Source organism: uncultured Methylophaga sp. (genome assembly GCF_947259025.1).
Classification (GTDB): Bacteria; Pseudomonadota; Gammaproteobacteria; order Nitrosococcales; family Methylophagaceae; genus Methylophaga.
The window spans coordinates 230,700-249,056 of sequence record NZ_CAMYKO010000006.1; the positions used below are offsets into that span (position 1 = coordinate 230,700).

Consider the following 18,357-nt stretch of genomic DNA (forward strand, 5'->3'; position numbering starts at 1 on the left):
CTCTGGCTGGCCTTGTTAATGTTATTCATCATCTGACCTTAGGTTCAGCATAATATCGCTACAAGATGCGTAAAAGTAATTCGGGACTTCGGTTTTCATGATGGCTCTGTAAGTATTCTTTGGTTTATCGTTCTTCCCGTATTCAAATTCGAAGTTAAGAGAATGGTAATACTGCTCATCCATATAGAGCTCTGAAGGGCCATGCGTGCCGTTCTTTATTGCAGACTTTGCTGCACTCTCAATCGCAAGTAACTCAGCGAATGGGACTCCTAAGCTATTCAAGCAAATATGATTCTTTGATTGTGATATATGTAGAAGAGGCTCTTCGTAATACTCATTACTACCCTGAGTTACTACGGAATATATATCCAACCCTAAAACATCACGGTATATTTCTCGTATCTCGCAAATTATTTTAAGAATTGACTCAGGCTCGTAAGAGCACTCGATTCCTTTATGGAAATAACCGACAGACCAATTGCTTTTTAGAATCAGGCTATCCGCGAATGAAATAAACGATATGTCACTATGTTGTTCTGCTAGGGCATCTATTCTGTTACGCAGTTCAACAAGCAACTCCTTAGTAAGCAAGTTGTTTCGAATTGCCTCTTTAACGCCAATGGCATCAATGAGAGCAAAAACTGAGTATTCCCTTGTATATAGGCGCTCTAGCCAATCGTCTTTGACAAATATGTAAGGATTAAGATCATATTGCCAGCAACCTATGCAAGTTATAATTCTGTCCTTTGGTAAACTTATAGAGACTTCGTGAAATCTCGTGTGAGTATTTGGGTACCACGAAAGATCAAGTGAGTTATCGTTTATCTGTCTTCCGGCGACAAAAGTTACATAACCAACCTCGTGGGGACTGTTGTCTTTACCTTCAAGCATGCTTACAAGAGCATTGCTAAATTCCTCCATGTACTTCTCACTCATCAAGACACAGTCCTGATTTAGTGGAATATCTTTGAAAGAGTACTTATCTATATCCTTATGCTCGAACAATGAGGTTTACTCCGTCTTGAACATTAACTCCTGAGTTCAGCTGCAACGATTTGTTAGGCGCACACTCACCTGCCTTAACGCCGCTCACATCGAACGCCCAACGGTAGATAAGACATCAATTATGTCGAAAAGCCGACCGGCATACTTTTCCCTCAGATTGAAGTCTGTACCCGCTTTGCCGCTAAGGTCGCTCCCAACCGCACTCACCAGCTTTTTCAACCTCTTCTGATGAATTCCAAGCTTCGCCTGTAGTGGATCGGTCAAAATACCAATGAACGTTGATACAAGCGCAAGGACAATAGCGATAGCAGCTGTGACAGCCACAAACAGCCTAGCGGAAGCCGCAACCGGAAAAACCGCGTAGTAGTATGAACCAGCCGTTGAACCCAACCAGAAGTTGGATGCGGCCGCGGAGTTCGCCACAGTTGCAGAAACTGCAGTCCCAGCACTAAGTGTGCCAAATGAGGCCTGGCCAAGGGCAATTTTGCTAGTTACCAGTAGCATGGCGTTGCTTGCCAAGTCTGATGATGCTGTGCGAGTTGCGCCATACTCAGCCAGCTTTGCGTCAAGCTTGTCTCTGAACTCAGGCGATTTGGCAGGCTCAGAGAATGTATCAAGAACCTCGTTTAGCAACGACCGTAAATCCGGATCTTTGAGAATTTCTGTCATCAAAGCATCTTTGTCGCTACTGTTTTGACCCTGTTGATACGGAAGTTCCAGAAGCTCGGTGACGATGAGCCAACTAATTTGCCGATCCATATCAGTTTCCCAACCTGGGGGAATTTTCCTAATCCAGTGCTGTAGCTTTTTCAGCCTGATAAGGCCGGCAACGAATCCAACCAGCGCGAGGAAGATGTTTGCAACCGACCAGATGATGTTGACCGGCACACGAACCACATCCCAACCAAGTGCGTGGCTGTGAATCTTCAGCGCTCCGCGGAAAGAATAATGGCGGCGAACGAACTCACCAATACGATTTTCCCGCTCACAAATATAGCTTTCAGAAGCAGCGGTAATTGCTTTTCTGATGATGGCAAGCACCTCATCTTCATTAAGCTTTTTGTGTAGTCCTCTCAATCTCTTCCCCCCCCCATTTCCTGTGCGCCTAACACCCTCATTTGGGGCCGTAGTGAAGCGCAGCGGAACCGAGGTCCCAGCCCCGCAGGGGCCAACAACATGCGCTTGTTAGGAGTGCTACTTGCACCTTACTAGCATTGAGCGCTGCATTACTGTACTACCAAAAACTGTACCTTGATCGGCGCTAATAACCGCACCTTTTTCCGAGCCTCCCGCTATAATCTCATACCCTTTGGCACCACATAATTCACCAGCTTTTTCATAGCACTTACCCCATGTCAAGGCAGTGCCCGAGCAATCAATACTGTGCCCCTGCTCCCCACTTGGGAGATACGTTGTGTTTGAGGTAGCACAACCACTAAGAATAGCTACAACAATAATCAATGGAATCTTCTTCATGTGTAACTCCTAACAGTCTGTTTATGAGGCCGCTGGCCTCATAATAATGATTAGCGTGAATAGATCATAATTACTCATGCAAAGATTGATGCTTTGTAATTACTTGATTTTATGGCGAAATAAGAAGCTGAAAATAGATAGGGTGCTAAAGAGGAACAAGGCCTCTTTAATTGCTGGTGGTGAGAGCTAGGAAATGACCGGTTTGAAACCATAATAGAAATCCTTTTCTGGTGAAGTTGCTAGAATTAAATCCTTATAAAATCAGCGTAGTAACTGATGACCGTTTTGTGAACTATTTCACAATCAATAAGATAGCGCAACTGAATCAGGCAGCGGGGCTGTTATGCGCCTCCCGAATAGGCCCTTGCGCCATCAGCCAGGCAATGATCAGAATCACCAGCATGCCAATCAGGATGGACTGGAAGCGGACACCGGCATCAAGCATATAGCCTAAAAAGGCCGGGGCCAGGCCGGTTGAGAACACCAAGAAGGCTGATTTTAAGGAGCGCACCTGGCCCAGGTGTTCCCGGCCCCAGAGTCTGACCAGCAGGCTGTCACCGATGGGGGAGGACATACCCAAAGCGGTCCCCGCGCCGAGCATAATGATCCAAATCGCAGCATTGCCGCCGACCAGCACAGCAGCGAGCAGGGCGAGTGCAAACGGCAGAAGGTAGAGGCGGGCCAGTGCTGTCACGCCAAACTCATCTATCCAGCGGCCACCGAGCAGCGCACCAGGAAAACGGGAAATCCCCAGTCCGGTCAGGGCAAAGGCATAGGCGGTGGCAGTGGCACCCAGATCTTCGGTCATTTGCGCCTGGTAGATAAAGATACCGGTCAGGGTGATGGGCAGGATCATGAGCATGGGTATCAGCATCCAGAAGCGACGCTCACGCATGGGTGACGGGCCTTTATCCTGGTGGCTGTTTTTATCTTTTTTCTTTCTGGGGGCTTCAGGCCAGTCAACAAACAAAAGTAATAAGCCCCATAACAGCGCCAGCACCACGAGCAGGCCCCACCAGATTTGCTGCCAGCTCAAGACGCCCACTAACAGAGCGATGGCTGGGGGCAGAATGATTTCACCGGATGGCATGCCCAGGCTGACCAGGCCCAGAGCCTTGCCACGATTGAGGGCAAACTCGCGTCCCGCTAAGGTGCTGCCGAAGTGGGTCATCAAACCCTGACCACAAAGGCGTTGTAGGCCCAGGCCGAAAACAGCGAGTCCCCACCAGGGTGAGAGGGTGAGCATCAGTACGCCGATAAAGAGAACAGATAACACCATCAATACATAACGGCGCGGTGCAACCCAGTCGATCTTGGGTCCGAAATGCATCACCAGAAAGCCACTGGTCATGGTAATGGCGGCGTAAATACTGCCAAATTCACCGGCAGAAATATCGAGGTAGGCACTGATATCGGCCTGGAACAGCCCGATAAAAAAGCTCTGACCCAGATTGCCGGTAAACACGGCCAGCCAGGCAGCCGCGATCAGGCCGAAATGACGACTTAACAGGCCGCCGTAACCAAGACGTGTATCCGAGTCCATTTTTATCCTTACAGTGAAATCAGGCTGTCAGCTTTGTCTGAACAGGCGTGGATTACTTTTGATAAATTTGCGGATCCAGCGGCGGAGAAAGGATTCATCGCGCTTGGCCTTGAGGTAGCCATAACCGAGTACGCTGATGATAAGTGCACCGACTGTATCGACAATCAAGTCCCACATTGTATCAGTGAGGCCGCTGCTGTCGCCAAGCATGGTTTTCTGCATATCGGTGCCGAACAGGCTGTCTACAGTGAACTCGAAGATTTCCCACACTGCCCCGGTGCCCAACGCAAACAGAAAGGCAAAAAAGGCGACAAAGCCGGGGCGCATCTTGAGTTGGATCTGCTCGGTTTCATTCAGCACATAGACCAGCAAAAAACCGATGATGCCCAGCAAAAACCCGGAGCTGGTATGCAACACGATATCCCACCACCAGAAGCGCGTGTAGTAACCGTGCACCTCGCCCAGAAACAGGGAAGCAAACACAAATCCGATGGTGAGGAGCTGAAATTCGGCGGGGATAACAACATGAAAACGCCGGGCCAATAGTTGCGGCAACAGGGTAATCAGAATAATGCCGCTGATAATGACGGCGTTGAACCATTGCTGTTCCCAGACAGCGCCCACAGCCCCGGCAAGCAGGATGATTTGTAGCAAAGTTGTCAAGCGGCTGTGGAGCGTGGACTCGTCCATTTTCTTCCGTTATCGGTGAACTCACCTCATCATAATCAGTCCCTTGAGAAAGTTAAACCGGTCGCCGCCGCGGTTTGTTTTGTCATGGCCGTATTGTTATGGTTGTGACCGTTTATCTGTCGCACAACCTTTAAATCATGCAGGGAGATTGATTTTGAATACACCAGCCGTGAGTTTCTTCAAAGCCATGTCTGTGCTGCTTTTAAGCAGTATTTTGCTGTTTGCCAACCCGCTGCAGGCAGGCGCTACAGCCGCTGCTACCAATAGTGACTCAGGGGCAAATAACTATCAGGCGCTTGCCGATGTGCTCTCCGATCCGGCCAGTCGCGATAAGCTGATTGAAGAATTGCGTAATTTATCTGAGCAGGGTGAGCAGCAAAGCCAGCAACAGGGAAGTGGCGAAGCTCAGGACCAACAGAGCGTAGATGCATCCGCTCAGGTTGATGATGCGGCCACTGATGTCGCCAAGCAGACTCAATCCGTGGTTGAAGTGATGGTCACTACCCTGACCAGCAGTTGGTCAGCGATGACTGTTCTGGTGACTGGCGATAATAATAAAGTGGGCAGCTTTATCAGTACCCTGCTCAAACTCGCTGTGGTTATCGCTGCGACTATCGTGACTTATATGGTGCTGCGCGTGCTGGCGCGGCTGCTTTTCCGCCGTGCCGACTCCATGGTAGCTAACAATAACGGCAGCAACCCGCTGATGATTAAAGCCGGTGCGATTGTGCTTGGTGTGATTACCGATGTGGTGGTGGTACTGCTGGCCTGGCTGGCAGGTTACGCGGCAGCCTTGCTGTTTGTCGGTGAGATGGGCGAAGTCACCGTGGTGCAGACCCTTTTCCTCAATGTGTTCCTCGCGGTCGAGTTCTTTAAAGTGCTGGTTCGTGCGGTGTTTGCGGCCCGCGATGACAGCCTGCGACTGTTACCGATGACCACACCCACAGCCCGTTTCTGGAGTGGTTTCATTACTTCGCTGGTCAGCCTGGTTGGTTACGGCACGCTGCTGGTGGTGCCAGTCATCAGTAATCAACTTTCGGCGGAACTGGGTGCCCTGACTAATCTTCTGATCGTGCTGGTCGCGCTGAGCTTTGCGCTGACCGTGGTCAGACGTCAGCGTGACCATGTTCGTGATGGGCTTTCAAAGCTGTCACAACAAGCGAATTTCTCCATGACGCGAGTGACGCTGGGCGTTTTATCCCGCAGCTGGCACTGGCTGGCTTACCTGTATTTCCTGGCGATGTCCGCGGCCCTGCTGATTCAGCCTGAACAGGCTCTGCCGCAGATGCTGATGGCAACGCTGCAGACCGTGCTGGCCGTGCTGATTGGTATGTCATTGATTGGTCTGCTACAGGCCACGCTGGGACAGCAGGTTAAGGTACCTGCGATGATCAGTGCCCGCCTGTCCACCTTTGAACAGCGGCTGAACCAGTTTCTGCCGACCCTGAACAAGGTACTGAAAGGCATCATTCTGGTGATGGTGATCAGTGCGGTGCTGGACGCCTGGGGCGCAGTGGATTTACCGACATGGTTGGCCTCACCGGCAGGCACGCATGTGCTGTCGACTATTATTTCAGTGCTGTTTATTCTGGCTTCTGCCACTCTGTTCTGGATGGTGCTGGCTAGCTGGATTGAGCACCGCTTGAATCCTGAAGAAGGCCGGGGTGAGCCCAGTGCCCGCGAGAAAACCCTGCTGACGATTTTCCGTAACGCCACGGCTATCGCGATTATCGTGATGACGCTGATGATTGTGCTGTCGGAAATCGGCATTAATATCGGGCCATTACTGGCCGGTGCTGGTGTTCTGGGTCTGGCCATTGGTTTTGGTGCTCAGAAACTGGTGCAGGATGTCATCACCGGTGTGTTTATCCAGATGGAAAATGCCATTAATGCCGGTGATATTGTCACTGCCGGTGGCCTGACAGGCACCGCGGAAAAGCTGACTATCCGCTCACTGGGGCTGCGTGATTTGTCTGGTACTTATCATGTGATTCCTTTCTCCTCGGTGGATACCGTGTCCAACTACATGCGTGAGTTTGCTTACCATGTGGGTGAATATGGTGTGGCTTATCGTGAAGATACCGATGAGGTCGTGATTAAGCTGCGTGAGGCCTTTGCCGAGTTGCTGTCGATTGATGAGCAGCGTGAGAAAATCCTTTCTGACGAACTGGAAGTGCATGGTGTCACAGCGCTGGCAGACAGCTCAGTGAATATCCGTGTCCGCATCAAGACGCTGCCGGGCAATCAGTGGGCAGTTGGCCGTGAGTACAACCGTCTGGTCAAACGTCATCTGGATGCTGCCGGTATCGAAATTCCGTTCCCGCATCTCACGCTTTACTTCGGTGAGGACAAGCAGGGACAGGCACCCGCCATGCCGCTCAAGATGCTCAATGAGGTGGAAGTGGTCAATGATGCCCAGGTCGAGCAACTTGGCGCTCAGAAAAAGGCAAAAAGCGCTGACAAATCAGCCGAGTCCAATCCCACCGAGAAGGGCGATTTTGATGATGGCGAATAAAGCCTGATCAGCGTGCCTCGTCGATAAGGCGGCCCAGACTGTTAACCGATGAACAGGATTGACAGTAATTGGCCGCCACGTCGAGGGCACGGTTGGCGTCGTCATAGCGACCACTCAGGTAGAGCAGTGAGGCAGTCATCATCGCATCACCCTGGTAACTGAGCAGCAGTTCCTCTACCACCAACAGTAGTGGCTCGCCGGGGCGGAAATAACGCACATCCGACGTATCCGACAGCCAGGCATCTTCCATGGCAAAGGCGCCGGCATTCAAGTCTCCGGATAAAGCCGTACTCAAAGCCAGCCCGATACGCGGCAGCGAAGCATGCGGCTGTTGCTGGATCTGTGCCTCAAAGGCATAACGGGCAGTGTTAATTTGATAGTCGGCCAGTGCCCGCCAGGGATCAACACCACGGTCGACAGGCGGCCTTTGAACAGATCGGCTGGGTCGGTATGTGCCACCGGTCACTGTTTCGCGTTCATAACGATAATCACGATAAGTCGACGGCGCATAATAAATGCTCACACCAGCGCCGTTGCCCCGATAAATCAGCCCGCGGTTTTTGTCATGGTGATGATACTTACGGCGTGGATGAGGATCGCTGTAACCAAATGAGCGATGGCCGCGAATGCCTCCCGAAGGCCCGTTGTAATGCCGATAATGCTTTTTATGGTGGCGGTCACGCTGTGGCTTGTTGTGGCTATGCTGACGTTGTTTATACTCGGGGCGGCCAGTGATGCCGTAACTGTGATGATCCCCACGACTGATGCCATGTGAATGATGCTGGCCGCGTGACCAGCTTCGATCCCCCGGGTCCTGTCTTGACCAGGAACGTGAAGCCGGGGACTCTCGCGACCAGCCGCTGTTATCGGCATAAGTCGCGGCGGGCAGCAGGCCAGTGGCCAAGATCAGGCCGAGGCTGTATATCAGGGGAGACAAGCGGTGAAACATAATGACCACCTTTATTTGCAGGGCATTAGTTAGGACTGCAAACCGGGGCCGAGGTTCAACCGCCTGAAATACCTGTCAAATTGTTCAGGCTTTGATGAACTGCCCTTGATCCACACCACTCATCAGCGATTTCAGATCGGCGGTTTTCAGGCCCAGTGCGTAGCCCAGCACACCGCTGCCGATCACCACATTGTCAAAGTCATCGACGCTGTTATCGAGCAACACGATAATCTCTTCAGGCAGCGCCACTGGCGGCACCGCGCCCACTACATAACCGGTGGCTTCAGGCACCTCATCAAACTCGGCCATACGCAGTTTCTTTTCACCCAGGTGCTTGCGTAATGTGCCCCAGTCAGCGCGGCCACCGCCGGCTACGCCCAGCAAAACAAACTTATCCGAGCTGGTTTTAAACAGCAGGCTGCGAACGACAGAGTTCGGGTCATGCCCCTGGTTACGCAGAAGTTCTTCCAGGTTGCGGATCGGCTTTTTATCCTCGGTCAGTGGAATTTCAATAAGCTGATAATCGATACCGTTGGCTGATAGTAGTTCAGTGACCGGGGAAGAAATGCTGTCGCTCATGGTAGCTCCTGCTGGTTTGTTGACTGTGATTTTTGAAAGACTTAAGGATACTGGATTTGCCGGCCGGGTTCATCCTTGTGGGTGTTGGGTTTTTTGTTCTGCACTGGGACTGGATTGCTTCGTCGTGCCTCCTCGCAATGACGGTTTTCGAGTGTTTGGTATTGCAGGGGCTTTCGGCTGTGGTGATCTGGCAAAGCTGGTGGTGTTTTGGCCATTGTGGAGGAGTGTTTTTTGAACTTGGGACTGGATTGCTTCGTCGTACCTCCTCGCAATGACGGGCTCAAAACTAACTGATGGTTATGGTCGGCTTGTCAGTTTTATTACTGGATGATTTCAGGATAAAGATCATGCCATTCGGGATTGAAGCTTTCTATCAGGCGGATTTTCTTTTTCCTTGAACCGCCTTTAATTTGTTTCTCCCTGGCAATCGCTGAAATCATATCTTCACACTGCTCAAAATAGACCAGTTTGTTGGTTTTATATTTGAAGCTGAATCCCTCACACAAACCTTCTCTATGCTGCCAAACCCGCTGAATCAGGTTGGAAGTGACGCCAGTGTAGAGCGTACCGTTTCTTTGATTGGTCATGCTATAAACCGCTGGCTGTTTCAATTATGAACCTCCGTGTACTCAATCAAACTCCCTAATGTGTGACTGTATTAGCCGGACTGAATCGCCGCGTCGGCTCGCCTCCTCGCGATGACATTAAAGGTGGTTTTCCCTCGCTCTATGCCACTCAACGTCCAATGTAATCTATAACAATGCCCAACTTCCATCCCCGTCATTGCGAGGAGGTACGACGAAGCAATCCAGTCCAGCGCCGGGTGAAAAAAACCGTTTTGAACAAAGCCTGAAAGCTCAAGAGAGCGACACCACTAAGAGTCTCGCGAACCCACCGTCATTGCGAGGAGGCACGACCGAGCAATCCAGTCCAGTGCCAGGTGAAAAAACCAGTTTTGAACAAAGCCTGAAAGCTTCAGAGAGCGGCACCACTAAAAGCTACGTAAACCCTCGTCATTGCGAGGAGGCACGACGAAGCAATCCAGTCCAGTGCCGGGTGAAAGAACCAGTTTTGAACAAAAGCCTTAAAGCTTAAGAGATCGTCACCACTAAAAGCTACGTAAACCCTCGTCATTGCGAGGAGGTACGACGAAGCAATCCAGTCCCCAGCTTAAAACCAGACACAAACCTAAACCTGTCTCACCTGCCAGGTCGGCTCAAGCGATGAATTGATAATGCCATAAGCGATCAACCACTCACGGGCATCGTCGGCATCGTGCTCGAACCAGGCCTTGGCACTGCCCAGGCGGAAGGTGTAACCCCAGCGGTCCATATCGCGGAGCATTTTGGCCCGGCCCAGCTTGTCGATAAACCCGGCCAGCAGGATTTGCAAAAAGCAGACGCCGTTTTCTTCGTCGTAGTCACCCTCGGCATCGGTATCCAGCAGGGCACGACGGTCTGGATCCATACAGATATAGTGACCGGCTTCGTGCAAAGCCGAGTGTACCGGGGTGTCGTTTCGCAGAAACAGTCGATTGCCAGACAGCCCGGCTTCGCGTTCACCAAAGAAACTGCCGGGAATGGCCTTATCATCGGAAACGCTGACAATTTCAATGCCATAACGGCTAAGCAATGCAGCCAGCTTTTGCTGCATGGCCTGATCGCAGTTGATAACGTCGGTGGGATCAGACACGCCGCGAGTCACCGACGATATGATTGACCACCATCCCGGCTAGTGTCAGCCCGAAAATGGAAGGCATATAACTGACTGTGCCATTAACCGCCCGGGCCCTGCCGCGGCTGACTGGTTCGGGAGGGAGCGGGGGAAGCGGGGATTCCAGGGAATAGACGGTCTGAATACCGCGGCCGACTCCGCGTCTGCGCAGTTTGCTACGCAGTTGTTTAGCCAGTTTGCACATGCTGGTATCCATCAGATCACCGCTGCGGACCTGGGTCGGATCCAGTTTGCCGCCTGCACCCATACTGGCGAAGACCGCCATGCCCTCACGCCAAGCCGCTTCCAGCAGGGTGGCTTTGCTACTGAGGCTGTCGATAGCGTCGATAATCACATCGTAATCAGCGCTGCTCAATACTTCGGGAATACTGCTCGGGGTAAGAAATTCAGTCAGCAGGGTTAACTCACAATCGGGGTTGATATCACGGATGCGGTTGGCCATGACCTCTGCTTTGAGTGTGTCCACGGTCGAGTTGAGGGCGACCAGTTGGCGGTTCATATTGGAGCCGGACACCACATCATGATCGACCAGCGTCATTTTACCCACGCCCATCCGGGCCAGGGCTTCGGCGGTAAAAGAACCGACGCCGCCCATGCCGGCAAGAAACACGTGTGACTGTTGCAGTTTGGCAATGCCCTCATCGCCAATCAGGATGTGGGTGCGTTCAAACAGGGGGTTGGAATGTGCCATGGAAGACCTCAAAGCGACGTAACTGGCACACTATTTTCCTGATCTCCGCCAGAATTGGCAAAATATTCAGGCCGAGTTTTAGCGGCGCGGACGAAACGCTTTGATCTGATCAGCCAGTTCGTTGAGTAAGGCGCTGTTGTCACGGCGATAGCGCAGTCGGGCATAGAGCTCGGTAATTGACTGAATCTGGCGCTGATAAGCGGGTAATTGCTGTTCTGCCCGCCGGGCAAAATCCTGCGGGCCTTCGTGGGCTGCTTTGTGGATCCCCAGCCGTGCCAGTTTGTAACAAAACCGCTGGTAATAGGCGACAACGGGTTCTGTTGGCTGGCGCCGATAGAACGATAAAAACAGCATGATAATCCCGGTCAGCGCCAGCAGCGCAGTCAAGACGGCAATCATCTTGCGCCAGTCCGGGTTACTCATGCCCAGCCGGGACAGCAGTTCTTTCTGGATTTGTGAATCAAAACCGACGACCCAGATATCCCAGGCAGTATTGAAGGCATCCCAGTTATTTTTCATGTCCTGCCACAGTTCGACCAGCATGTCGTTATTGGCAATCATGCCGGGTGAGCGACGTGAGGCGGGCAACAGATCATTGATGCCGTTTTCCAGTCTCTGACTGGAGACCGCGGCAGTCGGATCAACCCGGATCCAGCCCTGTTCGGGCAGCCAGACTTCGGTCCAGGCATGGGCATCGCGCTGGCGCACGGTGAGCACATTATCCACCGGATTCAGGTCGCCGCCCTGGTAGCCGGTCACAATTCTCGCCGGTATGCCTGCAGCTCGCATCAAAATAGTGAAGCTGGCGGCATAGTGCTCGCAGAAGCCTTCGCGGGTTTCAAACAAAAAGCTGTCCACGATATCACCGCGCAGTTGAGGCGGAGACAGGCTGTAGACAAAGTCCTGCTGATTAAAAAAGGCCAGCGCCCGGTCAATATAATCGCTCTGGCCCGTGCTTTCCTCCAGCCAGCTTTCTGCCAAAGCCCGGGTTCTGGGATGCTCGCCGGCAGGCAATTGCAATGCCGCCCATAAATTACGGTCGCCGCTGGCATTTAACTGGTATTCGGTGCTTGATGACAACTGGTACTGGCGGCGGTTTCGCATCTTTTCGGCACTGTTGAGACCACCATCGGGCGCAAAATAACTGGCCAGGCCCTGCGGTTTACCGGTGGGGAAGTCGAGGGCAAACAGCCAGCGTTTGTTATGCGGCTCCAGGGTGATGGTGTAGTCCACAGCCTGAGACTGGTAATCAACCTGCAGTGCTTGCTCATTCAGTTGCGAAGTCTGCAGTGGCGACCAGACCGTGCCATCGCTCTGCCACAACACCGGGCCGCGCCAGTAGAGCTGTTTGTTGGGGGGAACGTTGTCGTCTTCAAACTGCACCCTAAAGGCAATGGCATCAGACTGTATCAACTGGCTGATTTTACCCATCTGGATTTCATCGTTGATGCCACTGGTGCCGCGGTTCTGATCGGGGGGGATTTCACCCAGCGTCAGTTGTTCGGACATGGTGGCCGCTCCATTGCCACCGGCATCTTCCGGCAAGCCCCAGATAGGACCTGGAATGCGTGGGAACAGCATAAACAGAAACAGCATCACCGGCAGTGCTTTCAGCACCATTTTGCCTGACAGGCCCAACCTTTTTTTCAGGCTCTGTGCGCTGGTGCTGGTATTAACGCTGATAAGGCAGCTGTTAAGCAGCACAATCACCAGCATCATCAGCACCACAATAAACAGGCTCTGGGTGTAAAAAAAGTTGGTGATGACCAGAAAATAGCCGAGATAACAGGTCAGATAATAATCCCGCAAAGAACGGATCTCGACCACTTTGAAGGCCAGCATAATAGTCAGCAGCGCCGCACCGGCATCGCGGCCGATGGTGAGCCCGAAGTGGCTGAAAATAATAACAATCATCAGCGCGGCAGCCCCGTTATGAAGCACCCGCAGCCAGATGCTGGAAGCCGGCAGCGGCCAACCACGCAGGTTGTGCAGCAAACGCCAGCTGATCATCATCGTAAAAGCCAGCCCTACCCAGAAAGGCTGGTAAATAAAGTGGGGCAGCGCGGCGATAAACAAGGCCGCTACCAGCCCGTTGATGGTGCGGTGATCGGGAGACAGATCCGGTCTAGCCATGATATAGCGCCAGCTTTTTCAGGCATTGATGTTGATGGGCATCGCCCTGTGACGGTGGCAGCCAGCTATCCGGCAGTTCCAGTCCATAGCGGTGACCGGCAGATTCGGCTTCCAATACCCAGCGGCAAAGCTGAGACAGCCGCGCTTCGGTGTCATTAAGATCAGCCAGATCCTGCCAGCGCAATATCAGTTGGTGGCCCTCGGGGCTGGAAAACTGTTTGCTGCGCATGACTTCATCGCGGGCCAGGGCTTTCCAGGCAACCCGGTGCAAAGGTTCGCCTTCGCGGTAATTACGCAGGCCGGAAAAGTCATCATCGCCACTGTGCTCACGCTGCGTGCGTTGCCTGTCGCTGCCAGGCGGTTCGGGCAGTGGCCGCTTGCCAGCGGGCTCGGGATAGACCAGCACACGTGCATTTTGCTGATACACGGTCCAGGTATAAAACAGTCCCAGCGGATAAAGACTGGCCAGTCTCAGCTTGCCGATTGATTGCCAGCCGCGCTGATGGGTGTCCCTGCTGAGGTTGATGCTGCGCGTATTATCGGCTTCAACGTGCTCCAACAGGCCGGTCTTTTCATAGGCTTTGAAGAACTGCCAGCGTGACCAGTTGCCGGGTTTTTTGCCGGCGATTTCAATCTGGTACTTGTCATGTTCGTCATGGTTGTTGACGGTCAGCCGGAAACGGGCAGGCTGGCCTTTAAACACAGGGTCCAGCGCGGTCACCTTAAGGGTCAGCAAGCGCAGGTTGGTGTGGCTTTGATGCATGGTCACATGACCGATGCTGGCCAGCAGAAAGCAGAGCAGGTGGCCCAGGCTGTTGTTGTAATTGATGGCGCCCAGCAGCATCAATAACAGCAGCGCGACATAACCATATCCGGCCCGGCTGGGGATGATGTAAATCCGCTGTTTCTGGCTTTGTCGCCAGCGTTGCCAGAGTGCTGTGATTGCCTCAGTCATAGCTTGATTAAGGAATAGCCACCTGGTGAATCAGTTGTTCAATCCAGTCCTGGTTTGTCTCTTGTTCGCGGCGCTGCAGGCGATGACTGACGATGCTGGGCAGTACGGCCTGAATATCTTCCGGCAGTACATGATCACGACCCTCAATCATCGCCCAGGCCTGACCGGCACGCAGCAGGCCCAACCCCGCGCGCGGTGACAGGCCGGTCTGATAGAGCCCGGATTCGCGGGTGTGGTTGAGGATACGTTGCACATAATCAACCAGGGCATGGCTGATATGCACCTCAGCCACCGCCTGTTGCATTTGTAACAGCTCATCAACAGTGATGACGGCCTGCAACTGCTGTAACAGTTCGCGCCGATCCTGGCCCAGTAATAAGTCACGTTCAGCGCGGGCATCCGGGTAACCCAGTTCGATCCGCATCAGGAAGCGATCCAGTTGCGACTCGGGCAAAGGGAAGGTGCCAATCTGGTTGGCGGGGTTCTGGGTAGCAATCACAAAGAAGGGAGATGACAGCGACTGGGTCTGGCCCTCGACCGTGACTTGCTGTTCTTCCATGGCTTCCAGCAGGGCGCTCTGGGTGCGGGGCGAGGCCCGGTTCACTTCATCAGCCAGAATCAACTGATTGAAAATCGGGCCGGGGTGAAAATTGAATTTAGCGGTTTCACGTTCGTAGATGGATACGCCGATAATATCCGCCGGCAGCATATCACTGGTGAACTGAATGCGTTGAAACCTGAGTCCCAGGGTGGTGGCCAGGGTGTGGGCCAGTGTCGTTTTGCCTACGCCGGGGAGATCTTCTATCAGCAGGTGGCCTTTTGCCAGCAGGCAGGTCAGAGCCAGTTTGATGGGGTGCTGTTTGCCTAAAATGATGTCGTTGACGGTTGCCAAAATGGCGGCGAGCTGGGCTTGGGCCATAAATAATCCTGTGCCTTGATTCCTGTGACTCAGTAGGTCTGAGATGATATCTTCCAAACAGACACACTATGTCGCCCTTGGTTCGCTGTAAAGCTGAAGATCAGAGAAAAAGCGGGCTCATTCAGTCGAGTGCAAATAGCCGCTGGCAGTTGGCCGTGGTGACGCTGGCCACCTCTTTGCTGTCCACACCACGCAATTCGGCCAGCTTTTCCATGATCTGCGGAATCATGGTGGGCGCGTTGCGCTCGCCCTGGTGTCCGGCCAAAGGCATATCAGGGGCGTCAGTTTCCAGCACGATGGCTGTTAAAGGCAGTTCGCTGAACAGGCGCTGTAGCTTCTGTGCTCGCGGATAGGTTAAAGCGCCGCCTACACCAAATAAAAAACCCTGTTTCATGTAGTGCTCAGCCTGCTGCATACTGCCGTTAAAGGCATGCACGATACCGCCGGGCACGCTGGACTGGCGCAGGATCTTCAATACTTCGTCATGAGCTTTACGCACATGCAGAATCACCGGCAGATTAAACTGCTCGGCCAGTTCTATTTGTGCTGCAAACAGGGCGGTCTGGGCTTTTTTATCGTGGCCCGGCACAAAAAAGTCGAGGCCGATTTCGCCGACTGCGATAGGCTGGTGCTGCTCTAAAGCCAGTTTCAGCGCCGCTATATCTGTGTCCTTGTGATGCTGCATAAACATGGGGTGCAGGCCCAGGGCCGGGGACAGCAGCGGTGATTGATCACAGCATGCGATCAGCGCCGGCCAGCGTTCAAGGCTGACACCGGGCACGATAATGCGGGTTAAGCCCAGTTGAATACAGCGCTCAATCACCGCGTCACGATCATCGTCAAAATGACTGAAATCAAGATGACAGTGACTGTCGATCAGAGGCATCATAGCTACAATCCTGATAAATAGGGTTGAGTATTACAAAGGCTTGCCAGCCATTTTATGCCCGCAGCCGGGCACAATGCCAATGCTCGCTATCAGGGCTCGCTGTTTTGAAACCTGTTTTGGTGTTAACAGTCAAATAGCCCAGCTAAGGTGGAGGATAGGATGACGGAAGAAGCTAAAATCGCCAGCGACGCCCATGAGCGCTTGTTATTCAATTTGTCAGTGGTGCACTTTTTGTTGCCTGCTTTGCTATTCAACACTGAAATATTATGGTTGATAGTGGGCTTACCGATGCTGATATCAACCGGGTTTGTGGTGTCGATTATGCGCCGTGCAGGCCGACGGCAGCAACCTGATTTGATCCACGCTCACTGGCTATTGGCCTGGCGTCGCAGCCGTTATCTGCTGCTGTCCTACCTGGTTTCACTGATCGTATTTTTTACAGGCTGGCTGTTTTTGATGTTGCAGCCCGATGAGGTGATGCGAGGCATTCAACTGGCGGTAGTGGGCTGGTTCAGCCTGCTACCGATATCGCTGACGATTGTGTTGCTGTTAATCCTGGAAACAGCCTCGCTGGCTCAGTCACGGCAGGGCATGATGCCCAAACAGATTACCTGGTGGTTCAAGGCCTGATAGTTTTCACCTCTGCCAGGCCTTCACCGCGGGGATCGCTGGCGGCATCCAGCTCACCGGTTGCCAGATTGACGGTAATGATCTGCATATCCCCATACTGGCGGGACAAGGTTTTCACTTTATGGCCACGCTGTGTCAGAGCAGAAATGGTTTCCTCACTGAAGCCTTCTTTTTCTATCTGCACTTGGTCTGGCAGATACTGATGGTGATAGCGCGGGGCAGACACAATCTGCTCGGCATTCTTACCTTCAACAAAGTCCAGCAGACTCAGCAAAACCATGCTGATAATCCGGCTGCCGCCGGGAGTGCCGGTGATCATCAGTTTGTTGGGGTTTTCAATGAAGCTCGGTGACATGCTCGATAACGGTCGCTTATATGGCGCGATGGCATTGGCCTCGGTGCCGACCAGGCCGTAGGCGTTGGCGGTGCCGGTCTTGGCCGAAAAGTCATCCATTTCGTCATTAAGCAAAACCCCGGTGCCTTCGGCGACAAAGCCGGAACCAAACGGATAGTTGATGCTCAGCGTCGCTGCCACGCGATTGCCGTGTTGATCAACGATGGAAAAATGGGTGGTATTTTCGCCGCCTGATTTGGCCGGTTTGACGGGTTCACTGACGCCGGCGCGGTGATTATCAATGGTTTTCGCCTGTTGCCGGGCATAAGCTTTGGTGGTCAGCAGGCGCGGCACCGCCACAAAGTCGCTATCACCCAGATGACGGCTGCGGTCACGGTAGGCCCGGCGCATGGCTTCAATTACCCAGTGTTGTTGTTGCAGTTTATCGGCGCCTTGCAAATCAAAATGTTCCAGAATGTTGAGTGCCAGGGTCAGCACAATGCCACCGGAGGACGGCAGCGATGCCGAGGTGATCTGATAGTCATGATAGACAGCTTTGACCGGCTTACGGGTTTTGACGCGGTAGTTGGCCAGATCCTCCAGGGTCCAGATACCACCATTATCCTGTACCGATTGAACCAGCTTTGTGGCGGTCTCACCCTGATAAAATCCGGCTTTACCTTGCTCGGCAATCGCTTCCAGGGTATCAGCCAGATCGGGTTGTTGCAGGCGGTAACCCAAAGCCGGAACCTCACCCTCATCCAGGAAAATGGCCGCCGTCGCCGGATAGCTCTGCATCACCTCATGACGAAAACCGGCCAGCCGACGGTAGCCTTCGCTGATGGCAAAGCCCTCGCGGGCATAGCGAATCGCAGGCTGCAGCACTGTAGATAAAGGCAACTGGCCGTAATGACGGCTGAGATAGTCGATTGCGGCCGGTACACCGGGAATACCGGCAGCCAGCGGGCCATTGAGGGAGGACTTGGGATTGAACTGTCCCTTCTGGTCCAGATACATATCGGCATGGGCCTTACCCGGTGCCATTTCGCGGCCATCGATCATGATCTGATGGGCATCTCTGGCGCGGTGTAACAGCCAGAAACCACCGCCGCCCAGACCGGAACCTGCGGGTTCAACCACAGCGAGTGCCGCGGTGACCGCGATGGCTGCATCAAAAGCGTTGCCGCCCTGTTCAAGTATTTCCATGCCGGCCTGGGTGGCCAGCGGATGTGCCGAGGCAATGGCAGCTTGTCTGCCCTGTGCCTGGGCAGAGAAAGACAGAAAGCACAGCCATAAAATCAGAATATGTCGCATA

17 protein-coding genes are annotated in these 18,357 nt (G+C 53.1%); 2 read left to right on the top strand and 15 right to left on the bottom strand.

Annotated elements, in window-relative coordinates:
* Window positions 1-21: 21 nt before the first annotated feature.
* The 5 genes from Q0X64_RS11175 to Q0X64_RS11195 form a co-directional block, all read right to left on the bottom strand.
* Window positions 22-936: a hypothetical protein gene (locus tag Q0X64_RS11175; RefSeq protein ID WP_297812875.1), complete on the bottom strand. Its 915-nt coding sequence runs from the start codon at window positions 934-936 to the stop codon at window positions 22-24.
* Between the two features lie 153 nt (window positions 937-1,089).
* Window positions 1,090-2,082 (bottom strand): DUF6635 family protein, encoded by a 993-nt coding sequence (locus tag Q0X64_RS11180; protein ID WP_297812878.1) that lies wholly within the window; start codon window positions 2,080-2,082, stop codon window positions 1,090-1,092.
* Between the two features lie 117 nt (window positions 2,083-2,199).
* The gene (locus Q0X64_RS11185; RefSeq protein ID WP_297812881.1) at window positions 2,200-2,481 is read right to left on the bottom strand and encodes a hypothetical protein; all 282 of its coding nucleotides are present in this window, start codon (window positions 2,479-2,481) and stop codon (window positions 2,200-2,202) included.
* Between the two features lie 325 nt (window positions 2,482-2,806).
* Entirely contained in the window at window positions 2,807-4,024 is a 1,218-nt protein-coding gene (locus tag Q0X64_RS11190) for an MFS transporter (RefSeq protein ID WP_297812884.1), read from the bottom strand.
* Window positions 4,025-4,051: 27 nt separating this feature from the next.
* Window positions 4,052-4,714 (bottom strand): DUF2238 domain-containing protein, encoded by a 663-nt coding sequence (locus tag Q0X64_RS11195; RefSeq protein WP_297812886.1) that lies wholly within the window; start codon window positions 4,712-4,714, stop codon window positions 4,052-4,054.
* Window positions 4,715-4,868: 154 nt separating this feature from the next.
* Between Q0X64_RS11195 and Q0X64_RS11200 the strand changes: the two genes are divergently transcribed.
* Window positions 4,869-7,229, top strand: coding sequence for a mechanosensitive ion channel domain-containing protein (locus Q0X64_RS11200; RefSeq protein ID WP_297812916.1), 2,361 nt, complete (start codon window positions 4,869-4,871; stop codon window positions 7,227-7,229).
* Between the two features lie 7 nt (window positions 7,230-7,236).
* On the opposite strand, the gene Q0X64_RS11205 is transcribed toward Q0X64_RS11200, so the two are convergent.
* The 9 genes from Q0X64_RS11205 to Q0X64_RS11245 form a co-directional block, all read right to left on the bottom strand.
* Entirely contained in the window at window positions 7,237-8,178 is a 942-nt protein-coding gene (locus Q0X64_RS11205) for a hypothetical protein (RefSeq protein ID WP_297812920.1), read from the bottom strand.
* An 84-nt stretch (window positions 8,179-8,262) separates the two neighbouring features.
* Complete coding sequence (locus Q0X64_RS11210) at window positions 8,263-8,757, bottom strand: YbaK/EbsC family protein (RefSeq protein WP_297812923.1); 495 nt, start codon at window positions 8,755-8,757, stop codon at window positions 8,263-8,265.
* Window positions 8,758-9,077: 320 nt separating this feature from the next.
* Window positions 9,078-9,344, bottom strand: a complete 267-nt coding sequence (locus tag Q0X64_RS11215) for a GIY-YIG nuclease family protein (RefSeq protein WP_297812926.1) — start codon at window positions 9,342-9,344, stop codon at window positions 9,078-9,080.
* A 601-nt stretch (window positions 9,345-9,945) separates the two neighbouring features.
* A complete protein-coding gene (locus Q0X64_RS11220) occupies window positions 9,946-10,449 on the bottom strand; it encodes a hypothetical protein (RefSeq protein WP_297812927.1) in 504 nt (167 codons plus the stop codon).
* Complete coding sequence (locus tag Q0X64_RS11225; protein WP_297812930.1) at window positions 10,442-11,182, bottom strand: tRNA threonylcarbamoyladenosine dehydratase; 741 nt, start codon at window positions 11,180-11,182, stop codon at window positions 10,442-10,444. The genes Q0X64_RS11220 and Q0X64_RS11225 overlap by 8 nt, the downstream gene beginning before the upstream one ends.
* Before the next feature lie 78 nt (window positions 11,183-11,260).
* Window positions 11,261-13,315, bottom strand: a complete 2,055-nt coding sequence (locus tag Q0X64_RS11230) for a DUF3488 and transglutaminase-like domain-containing protein (protein WP_297812933.1) — start codon at window positions 13,313-13,315, stop codon at window positions 11,261-11,263.
* Entirely contained in the window at window positions 13,308-14,270 is a 963-nt protein-coding gene (locus Q0X64_RS11235) for a DUF58 domain-containing protein (protein ID WP_297812936.1), read from the bottom strand. Before Q0X64_RS11235 ends, Q0X64_RS11230 begins: the two co-directional genes overlap by 8 nt.
* A gap of 7 nt (window positions 14,271-14,277) precedes the next feature.
* The gene (locus Q0X64_RS11240; protein ID WP_297812939.1) at window positions 14,278-15,189 is read right to left on the bottom strand and encodes a MoxR family ATPase; all 912 of its coding nucleotides are present in this window, start codon (window positions 15,187-15,189) and stop codon (window positions 14,278-14,280) included.
* Window positions 15,190-15,310: 121 nt separating this feature from the next.
* On the bottom strand, window positions 15,311-16,078 hold the full coding sequence (locus Q0X64_RS11245) for a TatD family hydrolase (RefSeq protein WP_297812942.1): 768 nt from the start codon (window positions 16,076-16,078) through the stop codon (window positions 15,311-15,313).
* A gap of 159 nt (window positions 16,079-16,237) precedes the next feature.
* On the opposite strand from Q0X64_RS11245, the gene Q0X64_RS11250 reads away from it, so the two are divergent.
* Entirely contained in the window at window positions 16,238-16,708 is a 471-nt protein-coding gene (locus Q0X64_RS11250; RefSeq protein WP_297812945.1) for a hypothetical protein, read from the top strand.
* Here Q0X64_RS11250 and ggt read toward each other — a convergent pair.
* Entirely contained in the window at window positions 16,698-18,356 is a 1,659-nt protein-coding gene (ggt, locus tag Q0X64_RS11255; RefSeq protein ID WP_297812948.1) for a gamma-glutamyltransferase, read from the bottom strand. The two genes, Q0X64_RS11250 and ggt, sit on opposite strands and share 11 nt — an antisense overlap.
* Between the last annotated feature and the right edge of the window lies 1 nt (window position 18,357).

Excerpts from the sequence above, each read along its gene's own strand:
- Q0X64_RS11185 (WP_297812881.1), bottom strand. The coding sequence starts at position 2,481 with ATGAAGAAGATTCCATTGATTATTGTTGTAGCTATTCTTAGTGGTTGT.
- Q0X64_RS11245 (WP_297812942.1), bottom strand. The coding sequence starts at position 16,078 with ATGATGCCTCTGATCGACAGTCACTGTCATCTTGATTTCAGTCATTTT.
- Q0X64_RS11235 (WP_297812936.1), bottom strand. The coding sequence starts at position 14,270 with ATGACTGAGGCAATCACAGCACTCTGGCAACGCTGGCGACAAAGCCAG.
- ggt (WP_297812948.1), bottom strand. The coding sequence starts at position 18,356 with ATGCGACATATTCTGATTTTATGGCTGTGCTTTCTGTCTTTCTCTGCC.
- Q0X64_RS11250 (WP_297812945.1), top strand. The coding sequence starts at position 16,238 with ATGACGGAAGAAGCTAAAATCGCCAGCGACGCCCATGAGCGCTTGTTA.
- Q0X64_RS11225 (WP_297812930.1), bottom strand. The coding sequence starts at position 11,182 with ATGGCACATTCCAACCCCCTGTTTGAACGCACCCACATCCTGATTGGC.
- Q0X64_RS11205 (WP_297812920.1), bottom strand. The coding sequence starts at position 8,178 with ATGTTTCACCGCTTGTCTCCCCTGATATACAGCCTCGGCCTGATCTTG.
- Q0X64_RS11215 (WP_297812926.1), bottom strand. The coding sequence starts at position 9,344 with ATGACCAATCAAAGAAACGGTACGCTCTACACTGGCGTCACTTCCAAC.
- Q0X64_RS11190 (WP_297812884.1), bottom strand. The coding sequence starts at position 4,024 with ATGGACTCGGATACACGTCTTGGTTACGGCGGCCTGTTAAGTCGTCAT.
- Q0X64_RS11195 (WP_297812886.1), bottom strand. The coding sequence starts at position 4,714 with ATGGACGAGTCCACGCTCCACAGCCGCTTGACAACTTTGCTACAAATC.
- Q0X64_RS11230 (WP_297812933.1), bottom strand. The coding sequence starts at position 13,315 with ATGGCTAGACCGGATCTGTCTCCCGATCACCGCACCATCAACGGGCTG.
- Q0X64_RS11175 (WP_297812875.1), bottom strand. The coding sequence starts at position 936 with ATGAGTGAGAAGTACATGGAGGAATTTAGCAATGCTCTTGTAAGCATG.
- Q0X64_RS11240 (WP_297812939.1), bottom strand. The coding sequence starts at position 15,189 with ATGGCCCAAGCCCAGCTCGCCGCCATTTTGGCAACCGTCAACGACATC.
- Q0X64_RS11210 (WP_297812923.1), bottom strand. The coding sequence starts at position 8,757 with ATGAGCGACAGCATTTCTTCCCCGGTCACTGAACTACTATCAGCCAAC.